8 protein-coding genes are annotated in these 15,690 nt (G+C 72.5%); 2 read left to right on the top strand and 6 right to left on the bottom strand.

What is annotated here, in order from left to right; translation table 11 throughout:
* Positions 1–25: 25 nt before the first annotated feature.
* The 6 genes from ACZ59A_RS25305 to ACZ59A_RS25330 all read right to left on the bottom strand — a co-directional run bounded on the left by ACZ59A_RS25305 (position 26) and on the right by ACZ59A_RS25330 (position 7,461).
* Positions 26–1,531 (bottom strand): AMP-binding protein, encoded by a 1,506-nt coding sequence (locus tag ACZ59A_RS25305; RefSeq protein WP_470963125.1) that lies wholly within the window; start codon positions 1,529–1,531, stop codon positions 26–28.
* A gap of 98 nt (positions 1,532–1,629) precedes the next feature.
* Positions 1,630–3,849, bottom strand: coding sequence for an aminodeoxychorismate synthase component I (pabB, locus tag ACZ59A_RS25310; protein ID WP_470962363.1), 2,220 nt, complete (start codon positions 3,847–3,849; stop codon positions 1,630–1,632).
* The gene (locus ACZ59A_RS25315) at positions 3,837–4,451 is read right to left on the bottom strand and encodes a hypothetical protein (protein WP_470962366.1); all 615 of its coding nucleotides are present in this window, start codon (positions 4,449–4,451) and stop codon (positions 3,837–3,839) included. Before ACZ59A_RS25315 ends, pabB begins: the two co-directional genes overlap by 13 nt.
* 321 nt (positions 4,452–4,772) lie before the next feature.
* Positions 4,773–6,017 (bottom strand): ornithine--oxo-acid transaminase, encoded by a 1,245-nt coding sequence (gene rocD, locus ACZ59A_RS25320; RefSeq protein WP_470962369.1) that lies wholly within the window; start codon positions 6,015–6,017, stop codon positions 4,773–4,775.
* On the bottom strand, positions 6,017–6,826 hold the full coding sequence (ddaH, locus tag ACZ59A_RS25325) for a dimethylargininase (protein WP_470962372.1): 810 nt from the start codon (positions 6,824–6,826) through the stop codon (positions 6,017–6,019). The genes rocD and ddaH overlap by 1 nt, the downstream gene beginning before the upstream one ends.
* A 119-nt stretch (positions 6,827–6,945) precedes the next feature.
* Positions 6,946–7,461: an Lrp/AsnC family transcriptional regulator gene (locus tag ACZ59A_RS25330; RefSeq protein ID WP_470962375.1), complete on the bottom strand. Its 516-nt coding sequence runs from the start codon at positions 7,459–7,461 to the stop codon at positions 6,946–6,948.
* A gap of 326 nt (positions 7,462–7,787) precedes the next feature.
* On the opposite strand from ACZ59A_RS25330, the gene ACZ59A_RS25335 reads away from it, so the two are divergent.
* Positions 7,788–9,092 carry a beta-ketoacyl synthase N-terminal-like domain-containing protein gene (locus tag ACZ59A_RS25335; protein WP_470962378.1) on the top strand — a complete coding sequence of 435 codons (1,305 nt, stop codon included), beginning with the start codon at positions 7,788–7,790 and terminating at the stop codon, positions 9,090–9,092.
* A gap of 69 nt (positions 9,093–9,161) precedes the next feature.
* Positions 9,162–15,602 (top strand): SDR family NAD(P)-dependent oxidoreductase, encoded by a 6,441-nt coding sequence (locus tag ACZ59A_RS25340; protein ID WP_470962381.1) that lies wholly within the window; start codon positions 9,162–9,164, stop codon positions 15,600–15,602.
* The last annotated feature ends 88 nt before the right edge of the window (positions 15,603–15,690 follow it).

The raw sequence follows: 15,690 nt of genomic DNA on the forward strand, positions 1-15,690 counted from the left end.
GGGGGACCGGCGGGATGACGGCCGGTCACCAGGCGCCCGTCCGTACGACATGGCGGCGCAGCTTGCCCGTCTGCGTCCGGGGCAGGGACGTCACCACCCGCACCGTGCGCGGCGCCTTGAACGCGGCGAGCCGCTTCCGGGCCAGCGCGATCAGATCGGCCGACAGGGCCCGCTCGTCGACGGTCCGGCCACCGGCCACCGGCGCGGTCGGCACCACGAAGGCGTGCAGCCGGGTCGCGCCCCGGCTGTCGGGGACGGCGGCCACTGCCACCTCCCGCACGGCCGGGTGGTGCCGCAGCACCTCCTCGACCTCCAGCGGGGACACGGTGATCCCGCCGACCATCTCCAGATCGTCGACCCGGCCCAGGTGCTGGTACGTGCCGTCCGGGTTGCGCCGGGCCCGGTCCCGGGTGGCGAGCCAGCCGTCGTCCGCCGGGCGGACGGAGGCCACCGTCGGCCCGCGCACCCACAGCTCGCCCTCGGCCGCCTCACCGGCGGTGGCCTCCACCACGGTGCCGCCGCTGTCCCGCAGCTCCAGTTCGAAGCGCGGCACCGGGCGGCCCAGGGTGCCGGGGGCGTTCTCCCAGACGGTGTTCGCGCAGAAGGCGTGGCCCGCCTCGGTGGAGCCGATCTGCTCCAGCACCGGCGCGCCCAGCATCTCGGCGACCCGTTCCCCCAGCCCGCGGGGCATGCTCTCGCCCGCGCTGACGGCGGCGCGCACCGAGGCGAAGCAGTGGGTGTGGCCGGTGCCGCGCTCGTCCACCAGGGCGGCGTACGCGGACGGCACCGAGTACAGCAGGGTCACCCGGTGCCGGGCCACCAGGTCGTCGGTGAGGCCGGGCCCCGGCCGCTGCGCGCTCAGCACCGCGGACGACCCCGAGAACAGCGGGAAGACGAAGGCGTTCCCGAACCCGTAGGCGTAGAACAGCTTGGACACCGAGAACGTCACGTCGTCCGGGCCGATGTCCAGCACCTCCCGCCCCACCAGGTCGTAGTACGCCGCCACATCGCCATGGGTGTGGGTCACCGCCTTCGGGCGGCCGGTGGTGCCCGAGGTGTACTGGACGTACAGCGGGGCGTCGGCCGTCACCGGCTCGGCCTCCGGCGCCGCGGCCGCGGCGTCGATGCCGCCGGGGTCCGTCAGCGCCGACAGCTGGTCCGCGCCGAGCCAGCGCGCGGTGTCGAAGTGGTCCTGCAGATCGGGCCCCGAGACACACAGCGCGGCCCGCGAGTCCTCGGCCATGAACCGGTGGTCGTCGGCGGTGAGCCCGGGGTTGACCAGCACCGCCGTCGCCCCCAGCCGGGCGGCGGCCAGGAACGTGGCCACCCACATGATGCCGTCGGGCAGCGCCATCAGCACCCGGTCCCCGGCACCCACCCCGCGCCCCGCCAGTACGGTGGCGGCGCGCGCGGCACGGTCGTGGACCTCGCCATGGGTCCAGATCCGGTGCGCCTCGAGGAAGGCGGGCCGGGCCGACCAGCCGCTGCGGTCGGCGAGCGCCGCCAGATGCGCGGCCACGTTGGCGGACACCGACGGGACGAAGACCGACGGGCCGGACAGCGGAAGCGCGGCGGCGAGGGACGGATCCAGCAGGTCGGGATCCGAGAGGGCGGAATCCGGGAGAGCGGTCACCGTTCCAGCTCCTTCGCGGGGGAGTCCGGCAGCGATGGGGCCGCCGCCACCAGCAGGTCGTCCAGCTCATCGGCGGGCCGCTGTTCCGAGGCGTCGTAGGCGCGCATCGTCGCCGCGGTCTTCAGCAGCATCTCCTCGTACTCCTCGGCCGGGTCGGAGTCGAGGACGATGGCACCGCCCGCCCCGATGTGCATCCGGCCGCCGGTGAACACCGCGGCGCGGATCACGATGCTGAGGTCGGCCGCGCCGTTGCAGCTGAGGAAGCCGAGGGCGCCCGAGTACACGCCGCGGGCCTCGGTCTCCAGGGAGTCGATGATCTCCATGGTGCGCAGCTTGGGGGCGCCGGTCATCGAGCCGCCGGGGAAGCAGGCCCGCACACAGTCGACGGTGCTGGTGTCCTGGCGCAGCCGTCCGCGCACGGTGGACACCAGCTGGTGCACGGTGGCGTACGACTCGGTGTTCATCAGCCGCGGGACGTACACACTGCCCGGCTTGCACACCCGCCCCAGGTCGTTGCGGAGCAGGTCGACGATCATCAGGTTCTCGGCCCGGGGCTTGGCGCTGGTGGCGAGGGCGGCCAGCGCCCGGGCGTCCTTGTCGGTGTCCCCGGAGCGCGGCGCCGTACCCTTGATCGGCTTGGCCTCGGCGATGCCGTCCGGGGTGACCCGCAGGAAGCGCTCGGGGGAGGCGCACGCCACGTCCGTGTCGCCGAACCGCAGATAGGCGGCGTACGGCGCCGGGTTGCAGCGGCGCAGCGTCCGGTAGAACGTGTACGAGTCGCTCGGGGCGGGCAGCCACGCGGAGTTGGTGAGGCAGATCTCGTAGCTCACCCCGGCGCGCAGCTCGCGCAGGCTCGCCTCGATCGAGGCCAGGTACTTCTCCCGGTCCCTGACCAGCCAGGGTTCGACGGCCGCGGTGGTGGTCAGCGGCGGCGGCGTGGGCAGGGGCTCGGTCTGCGCCGGTACCCCGGTGAGCACGGTCACCGTCGCGTCCAGCCACTCCTTGGCGCCGCGGTGGCCGTCGGGGGTGTCCTCGGAGAGGCAGCAGATGTAGGTGACGCCCTCCTGGTGGTCGACCGCGACGAAGCGGTCGGCGAACAGCCAGCAGGCGTCGGGGGTAGCGGCCTCGTGCCGCCCGGGGGCGCCGGTGTCGGCCTTCATCTCGTAGCCGAAGTAGCCCACATAGCCGCCGGTGAAGTCGAAGGGCAGGTCCGGGGCGTGGACCTGGCGGGCGGCCAGCTCCTGCTTCAGATAGTCGAAGACACTGCCCTGGTAGGTGGCGGCGGGCTGCCCTGGCCGCTCGATCTCGCACACCTTGGTGGCGGTGTCGTACGCCACGAACTCGGCCAGCGGCCCCTGTCCGTCGCCGAGGAAGGAGAAGCGCGCCTCGCCGGCCTGGGTCCGCGAACTGTCCAGCCAGAACGCGCGCGGGGCGTCCGCGTACAGCCGGGTGAAGGCCGCCTCGGTGTCGGTCGCGTCGGCCAGCCAGCGGGCGTGCAGCCGGTAGGAGCGGGCCTTCGTGGCGTCCGCCGCGGGGGCGCTCACCGTCACCGGCTTCCTGGGGCGCGGGGTGCGGGGTTTGCGGGGCTGGCCGGGGGAGGCGGTGGACGTCACGGACTCGCCGTTGGCGTGCTCGATCGTCAGATCGCGGAAGTTGGAGAACATCCGGTGGCCGTATCCGGTGAGCACCGACTCCGGGTGGAACTGCACGCCCCACAGCGGGCGGGCCCGGTGCCGCAGCCCCATCAGGACGCCGTCCTCGGACCAGGCGATGCCCTGCAGACCCAGCGGCATCGGCTCGGCCACGCACAGCGAGTGGTAGCGGACTGCCGTGAAGTCCTGGGGAAGACCACGGAAGATGCCACGCCCGCCGTGCTTGATCCGGGAGAGATGGCCGTGCCGCGGCTCGGGGGCGGGCACCACCCGCCCCTGGGCGCCGAGGGCTATGCCCTGATGGCCCAGGCACACGCCCAGTACCGGAATCGTGGCCCGCTCGATCAGCCGGGCGGCCCCGGCGAAGTCACGCGTGTCGGCCGGATGTCCGGGGCCGGGGGAGACCACGATGTTGTCGAACTCGGAGAGGTCGATGTCCGCGCATTCGGGCGCGTCATTGAGAAGCACCTCCGGTTCCTCACCGTTGACCTCGGTGAGCAGATGGAAGAGGTTGTACGTGTACGAGTCATAATTATCGACGAGGAGCGTCCTCAGCGATTCCATCCGGATTTGCCTCCTTGCTTCGGGCCGTCCATCGCCATGCGCCTGTGGCGTCCTCGGATCGACTGAAGCGGCGGGTAGAGCCACTTCTTGAGGAGCCGCTGCAGGCGCGGCATGACGAGCCAGGTCACCATCGCGGTCACGCCAAGACACAGAGCCAGGGTCCGCAGCAGGAAATTGGTACCGTCGAGGAACGGGATCACCAGCACGTTGAACATGAGGACCGGAGGGAACACGGCGCCCAGGTTCACCAGCCAGAGCTTCCATTTGGGGGGCGGCGGTAGCGGCCGCACCGGACCCTTCAACCAGTTCTGCAGTCCTGAGGTGCGCTGAGTTCCCTTTTCTTGTACGAAGGGTCCGGCCCGAGTCGCCAACCGGGCGCGCTCGAGCGAGGATTCCCATCCCTGTGCGGATACTTCCCTGTCGAATCGGTAGATGACATGCCATTCCGAGGACAGCTGGCCGGAGCCCATGACGCCGCCCCCCAGGTATCCCGGAAGGCTTGCCGCGGCATTGAGCATCTCAATCGCCCAGCCATAGAACTCGGTTTCGCGGCCGGGCTCCACCCGGTATGCGGCCGTCACCGTGACCGGCTCCGTGTCCACTCCAGCCGCAACTCCTTCCCGCACCCTGCACGCTCGCCTTCTCAACCCATGCTGACCTGCAAGGACTTCACACCCTCCACCAGGTCTTCCCGGCGAGTTGACAGGAAGTGTTCCACATCGGGAGATCCGCAACAGTCGAATGCTCAACAACGTACATAAAAGGGCCGTGACCTGCGCGTTATCTACGGTTCACGCGCTGGTTCAGGCCCTCGAAAAAGAATCTCGGAGATGGATTGAACAAGACGAAGCGCCGGGCCGTATGGAACGTAATGCGGCCCGGCGCTCAATGTCGCCGTCGGTGAGCGGAGGTACCGGTTTTGGTCAGCCGAGTACCTTCTCCAGCGACGCCAGCGACGCCTGAAGTTCCTCGCGGGTGATCGTCAGCGGCGGCGCCAGCCGGATCGTCGAACCATGGGTGTCCTTGACCAGGATGCCCTCGCGCAGCAGCCGCATCCCGATCTCGCGCCCGGTCCCCAGCGCGGGGTCCACGTCGACCCCGGCCCACAGGCCGCGGCAGCGGTGCCCCGTGACGCCCTTGCCGTGCAGCGCGCTCAGCCCGGCGTCCAGCACCTCGCCCAGCTCGGCGGCGCGGCGCTGGAACTCCCCGGTGCGCAGCAGGTCGACCACGGCCGAACCGACGGCGGCGGCCAGCGGATTGCCGCCGAAGGTGGAGCCGTGCTCACCGGGGCGCAGCACGCCCATCACCGCACGGTCGGCGACCACGGCGGAGACCGGCACGATGCCGCCGCCCAGCGCCTTGCCGAGCAGCAGCACATCCGGCCGCACCGACTCGTGGTCGACCGCGAGGGTGGTACCGGTGCGGCCGAGACCGGACTGGATCTCGTCGGCGATGAACAGCGTCCCGGTCCGCCGGGTGAGGTCGCGCACCCCGCGCAGATAGCCATCGTCGGGGATCAGCACGCCCGCCTCGCCCTGGATGGGCTCGATCAGCACGGCGGCCGTGGTCTCGTCGACCGCCGCCTCCAGCGCGGCGAGGTCGTTGTACGGGACGACGCGGAAGCCCGGGGCGAACGGGCCGAACCCCTCGCGGGCCACCGGGTCGCTGGAGAACCCCACGATCGTCGTCGTACGGCCGTGGAAGTTGCCGTCGGCCACCACGATCGTCGCCCGGTCCGGGGCGACGCCCTTGACCTCGTACGCCCATTTGCGGGCCAGCTTGATGCCGCTCTCCACCGCCTCCGCGCCGGTGTTCATCGGCAGCACCATCTCCAGGCCGGTGAGGTGCGCGAGGCCCTCGGCGAACCCGGCGAGCCGGTCGTTGTGGAAGGCGCGCGAGGTGAGGGTGAGCTGGTCGAGCTGGCGGTGGGCGGCCTCGATGAGCGCCGGGTGGCGGTGGCCGAAGTTGAGGGCCGAGTACCCGGCCAGCATGTCGAGGTAGCGGCGGCCCTCGACGTCCCACACCCAGGCGCCCTCGGCGCGGGAGACGACCACCGGCAGCGGATGGTAGTTGTGGGCGAGCGAGGACTCCTCGGCGCCGATCAGTTCTTCCGAGGAGCGCGCGGGGCGGGCGCCTGCGGCCGGGGCGGTGCGTGCGGGTGCGGTCATCAGCGGATCTCCTGAGTGCAGCACTTGATGCCCCCGCCGGCCTTGTGCAGCTCCGACAGGTCGACGGGGACGGGGACGAAACCGCGGTCGGTGAGCTGGTCGATGAGGCCGGTCGCGCGCGGGGCGACGAATACATGGCGGCCGTCGGAGACGGAGTTGAGCCCGAAGGCCATGGCGTCGTCCCGGGTGGCGATCAGCGCCTCCGGGAACAGGCGCTCCAGGACCTCACGGCTCCCGGGGGAGAACGCCCCCGGGTAGTAGGCGATGTTCTCCTCGTCGAGCGTGAACAGGGCGGTGTCCAGGTGGTAGAAGTACGGGTCCACCAGCAGCAGGCTGATCACCGGCACCCCGAAGAACTCCTGCACCTCCTGGTGGGCGGCGCGCGTCGTACGGAACCCGGTACCGGCCAGGATGAACCGGCCCGCGGGCACGAGGTCGCCCTCGCCCTCGCATACGGCCTCCGGCGGGTGCACCTCGAATCCGGCCGCCTTGAACCAGGAGGTGTAGGCGAGCTGTTCCGGCCGCCGCTGGGGCGCGTGGAACCGGGAGCCGAAGACCCGGCCCTGAAGGACCAGGGCCGAATTCGCCGCGAACACCATGTCCGGCAGGCCCGGCACCGGCTCGGCGGCCTCCACCCGGTGGCCATGGTCGCGGTAGGTCCGGATCAGCGTCTCCCACTGGGTGTGGGCGAGCGCGGTGTCGACCACGGTGTCCTCGCGCATCCAGGGATTGATGGCGTACCGGACGTCGAAAAATCTGGGGGGACAGGTCAGATAGCGCCGGGGGCGCGGCACACGGGTCTGGGGCACGGAGCAGTCCTCTCGCTTCCGCGGGCCGGTGAATGATTCCAACGGTAGAAAGCGGACGAGAGGGGACACAAGAAAGGAAAATTGCGCGATGGTGCAGCGATGTTGCGTCTCCGAGCGGTTCAGCGGCCGTTCATTGCGTCCATCGCCCCGGGCGGTGCGGCGGCGGGGCTGGCACCGGCCTCGGCGCTGCCCGCTATCAGATGCGACAGCACCATGTAGCTGATGGTCTTCCGGATGAAGGGCTCGGTCCGGATGCGCTCCAGCACCTCCTCGAAGTGCTCCACATCGGTGGCCATGACGTGCAGCAGGGCGTCGGCGCTCCCGGTCACCGTCATGGCCGCGGTGATCTCCGGGTAGCTGCGCACCACCTCGGCCAGCCGCCGCGGCGGGGCCGCGCTGTCGCAGTACACCTCCACGTACGCCTCGGTCCGCCAGCCCAGGGCGGCCGGGCGCACGGTCGTGGTGAAGCCGGTGATCACGTCGTTCTCCCGCATCCGGTCGACCCGCCGCTTGACCGCGGACGCCGACAGTCCGATCGCGTCGCCGATCTCCGTGAAGCTCGCCCTGGCATTCGCCACCAGAGCCGCGACGATCTTGCGGTCCAGGTTGTCGAACGGGACGGACTGGTTCGCCATGGTGGTCCTTTCGGCGGCCTGTGCTGAACAGTCGAAATGACGTACCGATGAGATGCCCGCGAACGGCTGTGTTTTCCCCCGGTTTTCAGGAAGTTTCCGCAAGAGGGGGCGTGCGGGGGAACGCGGGGCCCGATACCGGGGCGGTGGTGTGCGCCGGGCGCCGGGCGTACGAATCCCCGAACCGTACCTGCCGAATCCACCTGGGTGATACGGCACAACCTACCGACGGTCCTTGCCGCGGCGTAACGTCTTCTATTCCGTAAATCGTTTCCGAGTGAGGATCAGGAGGTCGTCATGACAACTATTATCAGCTTCAGGAGGCCGCGGTGAAAAGACCGCGGGACGCCGTGGTCACCGGTCTGGGTTTCTGCCTGCCGGGCGACGGCGAGCCCGTATTCACCGCCGGGCAGGCATGGGATATGGCCTCCCACGGCCGATCCGCGCTCGTACAGCGGGACATCGCTTACGGTGCGGTGAACCTCACCCCAGAACATTTCGGAGAACGGCTCCCCGAAATCCCCGAGTTCTTCTCCCGCCACTACACCAACGCCCACCGCTTCGGCCTGGTGTCCCTGGTGGAAGCCTGCGCCGACGCCGAACTGGACCTCCAGGCGGGGGATCTGAGCGAGGCCGCCCTCCTCGTCGGCCGCGGCGGAGTGGACACCAACGTCGGCGTGTATCTCTCGCTGCTGAACACCCAGGCCGACGAGGCCACCGCGCTGGACGGCGTGGAGATGTTCGTCGCCGCCGCGCTCGGCGCGACCCCCTCCGACGTAGCGGTCGTCCAGGCCGCGGCGGCCCGCTCCACCGGCCCCTGCTACACCGTCACCTGCGGCTGCTCGTCCGCCGCCGTGCAGATCGGCAACGCCCGCAGGCTCATCGCCACCGGCGAGGTCGAGATGGCCGCCGTCACTGGAGTCGACGTCTTCGACCTCGCCCTGATCCAGCAGGGCCAGCAGGTGCAAGTGGGCGCGCAGCGCGCCCACGAGGCGATGGACGCCGCCGCCATGCCCGACCTCCTCGCCTCGTTCGACTCCCTCATGCGCCCCTACGACCGGCGCGCCGACTGCATCAACCACGGTGAGGGATCCGCCACCGTGATTCTCGAAAGCCGGGAACACGCCCTGCGCCGCGGCGCACACCTCTACGGCCAGGTGCTCGCCACCGCCATGACCCGCGACGGCCTCGACAACCCCCTCGCCACCGACGCGGGCGGCGCACAGCTCGTCCGGGCCGTCCGCGCCTGCCTCGGCGACCGGTGGCGCATCGAGCAGATCCCGTACGTCAACGGCGCCTGCGACGGCGGCGCGGCCGTCACCGCGCTGGAGGCCAACACCATCCGCGAGCTGTACGGACCGGACAGCTCCGTCCTGGTGAGCACCCAGGAGGCCTGCTTCGGCCACCACGGCTCGCCGATCGGCTGCGTCGGCGCCGCCCTGACCCTGATGATGATGGAACAGGGCGCGGTGTGCCCCACCGCCAACTGCGAGGAACCCGCCGAAGGACTGCCCTTCGACCCGGTCCCCGGCACCCGCACCCGCCCCCTTGACTTCGACTACGCGCTGAGCTTCAACTACCAGATCGGTGGCGTGAAGCACGCGATGCTGCTGGGCAGCCCGGACGCCACGTAGGCGGTCCCCGCGACCCCGCCCCCTCCCGGCCTCCACCCCACAGGCCGAAACACCCCCACGGAGACCCCGATGCGTCACAACACCCCTGCCTCCGGGCGCCCGCCCACCCGCATAGCCGTGGTCGGCATGGGCTGCCGACTCCCCGGTGACATCGACTCGCCCGCCGCCCTGTGGCATCTGCTCGCCGAGGGACGGGACGCGGTCGCCGCGCCCCCCGCCGAGCGCACCGCCCTGTGGGGAACACCGGATGCCACCGCCCCGGCGGACGGCTCCGGACTGCCCGCCGTCGGCGGCTATCTGCGCGAAGTGTCCGGCTTCGACGCCGACTTCTTCGGCGTCTCCGGCCGCGAGGCCGATGTCCTCGACCCGCAGCACCGGCTGCTGCTCGAAGTGGCCTGGGAGGCCCTGGAACACGCCGGAACACCGCCCGACCGGCTCGGGGGCACCGCCACCGGCGTCTTCACCGGCCTCAGCTACAACGACTACGCGGACCGCCTCGACCGGCACACCCAGGAACAGCAGGGCTCGGCCCTGTCCAACGCGCACTGCGTCGCCGCCGGGCGGATCTCCTACCTCCTCGGCCTCCAGGGGCCCTGCCTGGCCCTGGACACCGCCTGCTCCTCCTCCCTCGTCGCCGTGCACCTCGCGGCCCAGGCGCTGCGCGCGGGCGAATGCGACCTGGCCCTCGCCGGTGGCGTCACCCTGATGTTCGAGCCCAGAGTCACCCGCTCCTTCGACCGGATGGGCATGTTCTCCCACACCGGCCACTGCCACCCCTTCGACGCCGCCGCCGACGGCTTCGTACGCGGCGAGGGCTGCGGCATCGTCGTCCTCAAACGCCTCCCCGACGCCATCCGCGACCGGGACCGCGTCCTCGCCGTCCTGCGGGGCTCCGCCGTCAACCAGGACGGCCACTCCGACGGACTCGCCGCACCCTCGGCCACCGCCCAGCGCGCCCTGTACGAGGAGGCGCTCGCCCGTGCCGGAATCGACGCCCGCGACATCGGAATGATCGAGACCCATGGCACCGGCACCCCGGTCGGCGACCCCGTCGAGTTCACCAGCCTCGCCGAGGTGTACGGCACCGGCCGCGACCGCTGCGCACTGGCGTCCGTCAAAAGCAACCTCGGCCACCTCGAACCCGCCGCCGGGGTCACCGGCCTCATCAAGGCCATCCTCTGCCTGAACCAGGGCCTCATCCCGCCCAACCTGCACTTCACCCGCTGGAACCCGGCCATCGACGCCGACGCCACCCGCTTCTTCGTCCCCCGGGAACTCACCCCCTGGCCCGTGCGCACCGGCCCCCGCCTCGCGGCCGTCTCCTCCTTCGGGTTCTCCGGGACCAACGCCCATGTGGTGCTGGAACAGCCGCCCGCCACCCCCGCGCGCCCCCGCGTGCGGCGGCCACGCCACACCATCGCCACCGACCCGCACATCGTCCTCCTCCCGGCCGGGTCCCCCGCCGCGCTGCCGGTCGCGGCGCGGCGCATGGCCGACTGGCTGGAGGGCGACGGCGCGGCCGTACCGCTGCGCGACATCGCCCACACCCTCGCCCTGCGCCGCGCCGCGGGCCGCGGACGGCTCGGCGTCACCGCCACCACCCACGGCGAACTCAGCCAGGCGCTACGGGCGTTCGCCACCGGCCAGGCCCACCCCGCCGTGGTGACCGGCGCCGTGGGCGCCGAGGTGTCCCGGCGGCCGGTGTGGGTGTTCTCCGGACAGGGCTCGCAGTGGCCCGGCATGGGACGCGGACTGCTGGAGCGCGAACCCGCCTTCGCCGCCGCCCTCGCCGAGGCCGACGAACTCATCGCCGCCGAGACCGGGTTCTCGGTGCTCGACATCATCCGCGCGGGCGAGCCGGTGTCCGGCTGCGCCCGCGTCCAGCCCGTGCTGTTCGCCCTGCAGACCGCCCTCGCCGCCACCTGGCGCGCCCACGGCGTCGAACCGGCGGGTGTCATCGGCCACTCCATGGGCGAGGTCGCGGCCGCCGTGGTGGCCGGGGCGCTCTCCCTGGCCGACGGCGTCAAGGTCATCTGCCGCCGCTCCGCGCTGCTCACCCGGATCGCCGGAAACGGCGCCATGGCCACCGTGGGCCTGCCCGCCGACGAGGTGCAGGCCGAACTCGACACCGCCGCCGACGCCTCGGGCGCCGTCACCGTCGCCGTCATGGCCGCGCCCGGCTCCACCGTCGTGGCCGGGGAGACCGCACGCGTGGAACGCCTCGTCGCCGACTGGGAGGCCCGGGGCGTCCCCGCCGCCCTGGTCGCCGTCGACGTCGCCTCGCACTCCCCGCAGGTCGACCCCCTGCTCCCCGAACTGCGCACCGTCCTGGCCGATCTGACCCCCCGGCGGCCGGACATCCCCTTCTACACCACCGTCCTCGACGACCCGCACGACCTCCCCGCCTTCGATGCCGACTACTGGTGTGCCAATCTGCGCCGCCCGGTGCGCTTCTCCGCCGCGCTCGCCGCCGCCGCGGCGGACCGCCACCTGGTGTACACGGAGATCTCCCCGCACCCGGTGGTCACCCACCCCGTGGCCCGCACCCTCGCCGATCTGACCCGGGACCCGGTCGTCCTGCCCACCCTGCGCCGCGGCGAGGACGAGACCACCACCTTCCGCACCCAGCTCGCCGCCCTCCACTGCGCGGGCGTCCCCGTCGACTGGGCGCACCTGTACGGGGACGGCGACCTCGCCGACGTCCCCGCCATCACCTTCGACCGCACCCCCCACTGGGCCGCCCCCACCCTCCCCGCGCCCGCCGCCGACACCACCGGCCGGTCCGCCGGTGAACTGCCCGGCAGCCACACCGAGGTGCCCGGCGAATCCCTCCGCCACTCCTGGCGCGCCAGCACCGGCACCGCCACCCTGCCGTGGCTGGACGACCACCGGGTGCACGGCACCCCCGTGCTGCCCGGCGCCGCCTACTACGCCCTCGCGCTCACCACCGCCTGCCAGGTCTTCGACGCCGACCCCACCGAGGTCGAGGTCACCGATCTGCGCTTCCACGAACTCCTCACCCTCGCCGACCACACCGACCTCAGCACCACGGTGACCGTGGCCGGCGCCGACCGCGCCACCTGCGAGATCTTCGGACGCGACGACGACGGCACCTGGATCAGGCAGGCCGGCGCGGTACTGCGCCGCCTCGCCGCGCCCCCGCGGCCCCGCCCCGCCTCCGTACGCACCCTGGCCCTGCGCCACCCCCTCCCCGTCGAACCGGCCGCCCTGTACGCCAATCTGCGGGCCCGCGGCATCGAACACGGCCCGGCGTTCAACGGCATCACCGAGGTGCACACCTCCCGGCTCGGCAACAGCTTCTGGGCCCGGGTACGGATCCCCGAGGCCGCCCGCACCCCCCAACACGCCCTGCGCATCCACCCCGTCCTGGTCGACCTCTGCGCCCAGCTCCTGGTCGCCGGGCTGCTGAAGGACGGTGACCAGGGGCTGGTGCTGCCCGTCGGGATCCAGACCGCCCGCGTCACCGGCGACCCCGCCACCGCCGTCTACTGCCACGCCCGGCTGACGGCCGAGAGCACCGCCGGAACCCTCGTCGGCCACATCCGGCTGCTCGACGGCGAGGGCCGCCCGATCCTCGCCATCGACGGCCTGCGGATCGCCCGCCGCGCCGTCCAGCAGACCACCGAGGTCGACCAGTGGTTCCTGGAGGTCGACTGGAAACGCGCCGCGCTGCCCGCCCCGGACGACGGACGCCCGCCGGGCCACTGGGTCGTCGTCGGCGAGGGCGACGGCACGGCCCGCGCCACCTCCGAGGCCCTGCGCGCCGCCGGAGCCACCACCCGGGTCTGGGACCCGCCCCTGGACGACACACCGCTCGACGCCCTCCGTGACGACCTCACCGCCCGGCTGACCGGTCCCGGCGCCCTGCCACGAGGCGTCGTCCTCCTGTGCGGCACGTCGCCGGGCATACCGACTCAGGACATGGGCGACGAGGGCGCGCGTACGGAAGCCACGCCTCCCGACGACAGCGGTGACGACGCCCTGCGCCGCACCCGGCGGCTGCTCGCCGCCGCCCAGGCACTCGCCTCCGGCCCCGGCGGCCGGGGCGGTTCCGGCGGTCCCGCCGACCCGCCGCGCCTGTACGCCGTCACCCGCGGCGCCCGGGCCGTGGCACCCGGGGACGTGCCCGACCCGGCGCAGAGCGCACTGCGCGGACTGGTGCGGGTGCTCGCGTACGAACACCCCGAACTGCGCACCACTCTGGTCGACACCGACCAGGCCGCACCCCTCGGCCTCGTACCCGAACTCCTCGCCGACGCCACCGAGGACGAGGTCGCCCTCCGCGACGGAACACGCCACACCGCCCGGCTCGGCTACGCACCCCTGACCGACGCCGAACGCACCACGGCCACCGCCCGCACCGTGCGCTGCGGCACCGACGGCTACCGGCTGCGGGCCGGACGCCTCGGCGACCTCGGCACCCTGGAACTCGCCACCGCCCGGCGGCGCCCGCCCGGCCCCGGCGAGGCCGAACTGCGCGTCCTGGCCGCAGGGCTAAACTTCCGCGACGTGCTCACCGCCATGGGCCTGCTCCCCGGCGACACCGACGTCCGCTACCGGCTCGGCTTCGAATGCGCCGGTGAGGTGACCGCGGTCGGCCCCGGCGTCGACCACGTCCGCGTCGGCGACCGGGTCGTCGCGGCCGACGCGCGCGGCGGCGCCTTCGGCTCCTTCACCGTCGTACCCGCCGCGTGCACCGGCCCCATCCCGGACGGCCTCGACCCGGCCACCGCCGCCGGACTGCCCCTCGCCTTCATCACCGCGTGGTACGCCCTGCGCCACATCGGCCGGGTCACGGCGGGCGAGCGGGTGCTGATCCACTCGGCCACCGGCGGCACCGGCCTGGCCGCCATCGCCGTCGCCCGGCTGCTGGGCGCCGAGGTGCTGGCCACCGCGGGCAGCGAGGACAAGCGCCGCTATCTGCACTCCATGGGCATCACCCATGTCATGGACTCCCGGTCGCTCGACTTCCGCGACCAGATCAGGGAGGCCACCGGCGGCGAGGGCGTCGACGTCGTCCTCAACTCCCTGTCCGGCTCGGCCATCCGGGCGGGGCTGGAGTCGCTGCGCCCCTTCGGCCGCTTCATCGAGCTCGGCGTCCGCGACATCCTCTCCGACGCCCCGCTCGGGCTCTCGCCGCTGCGCCACAACATCACCTTCAGCACGGTCGACCTCGTGGAACTCCAGACCTCCCGCCCCGCGGTGTTCGCCGCCATGCTGCACGAGGTGCTCGACGAGTTCGCCGCCGGGCGCCTGAAGCCCCTGCGCTGCACCACTTATCCGCTGGCCGATGTCACCGAGGCGTTCCGGCAGATGGCGGGCGCCCGCCACCTCGGCAAACTGGTGCTGACCCTGCCGCAGCAGGGCGAGATCAGCGCCGTCCTGCCCGACGGGCCCCTCCCGGTGCGCGAGGGCGGCACCTATCTGATCACCGGGGGGCTGCGCGGGCTGGGCCTGGCCACCGCCCGCTGGCTGGCCGGTCAGGGCGCGGGCCACCTCGTGCTCAACGGCCGTAGCGCACCCCTGGCCGCCGACGCGCAGACGCTCGGCGAACTGTCGGCCACCGGCACCCGGGTCACCGTCATCCTCGGCGACATCGGCCGCCCCGGCACCGCCGACCGGCTGGTGGCCGCCGCCACCGCGAACGGGGCGACGCTCGACGGCGTCGTTCACTGCGCGATGGTCCTCGACGACGCGGTGGTCACCAACATCCACGAGGACCAGCTGCACCGGGTGTGGACACCGAAGGTCACCGGGGCGTGGCGGCTGCACCGGGCCACCGCCGGGGTGCGGCTCGACTGGTTCGCGGTGTTCTCCTCCATGGCCTCGCTGCTCGGCAACCCCGGGCAGGGCGCCTACGCCGCCGCGAACGCCTGGCTGGACGGCTTCGCCGCCTGGCGCTCCGCCCGGGACCTGCGCACCCTGGCCGTCAACTGGGGCCCGTGGGGCGAGACCGGCGTCGCCACCGGCTTCGCCGACCGCGGCTACCAGACCATCCCCACCGACGAGGGGCTCCGCGCGCTCGGCACCCTGCTGGCGTACGGGCGGGTGCACACCGGTGTCATCCCCGGCGAGCCCACCAGCTGGATCCCGGCCGCCGGGCACCACTCGTCCCTCTTCGGACAGCTCCTCCCCGGCGAGGACCACCCGGCCGACACCCAGGAGGAAACCGACGACATCCGGGCCCGGCTGACCGCCGTCCCGCCCGGACTCGCCCGCCGGGCCGCCCTGGAGGCGTATCTGACCGACCACATCCGGGTCGTCCTGCGGCTGAGCAGCACCACCCTCGACCCGCAGACCCCGCTGAGGTCCCTCGGGTTCGACTCGCTGCTCGCGATGGAGCTGCGGGTACGGCTGGAAACCGGCCTGAACATCAAGCTCGCCGGAAACTTCGTCTGGCAGCATCCGACCGTGGCGGCCCTCGCCGTCGGCCTCGCCCAGCACATGGGTCTGGAACTGACGGCACAGCAGGAACGGCTGAGCGCCTAGGGGGTGTCCGCAAAGTCCCGTCGGGCCCGCGACGCCTGGCACGCACGCTCGCTGCGTTGTCGGGCGCGTCCGAGTAGGCCCACTACGA

It is taken from the genome of Streptomyces sp. NPDC040405, from assembly GCF_055595765.1.

Bases quoted from the DNA above. Each gene is read 5' to 3' on its own strand.
- rocD (WP_470962369.1), bottom strand. From the start codon at position 6,017: ATGACCGCACCCGCACGCACCGCCCCGGCCGCAGGCGCCCGCCCCGCG.
- ACZ59A_RS25330 (WP_470962375.1), bottom strand. From the start codon at position 7,461: ATGGCGAACCAGTCCGTCCCGTTCGACAACCTGGACCGCAAGATCGTC.
- pabB (WP_470962363.1), bottom strand. From the start codon at position 3,849: ATGGAATCGCTGAGGACGCTCCTCGTCGATAATTATGACTCGTACACG.
- ACZ59A_RS25340 (WP_470962381.1), top strand. From the start codon at position 9,162: ATGCGTCACAACACCCCTGCCTCCGGGCGCCCGCCCACCCGCATAGCC.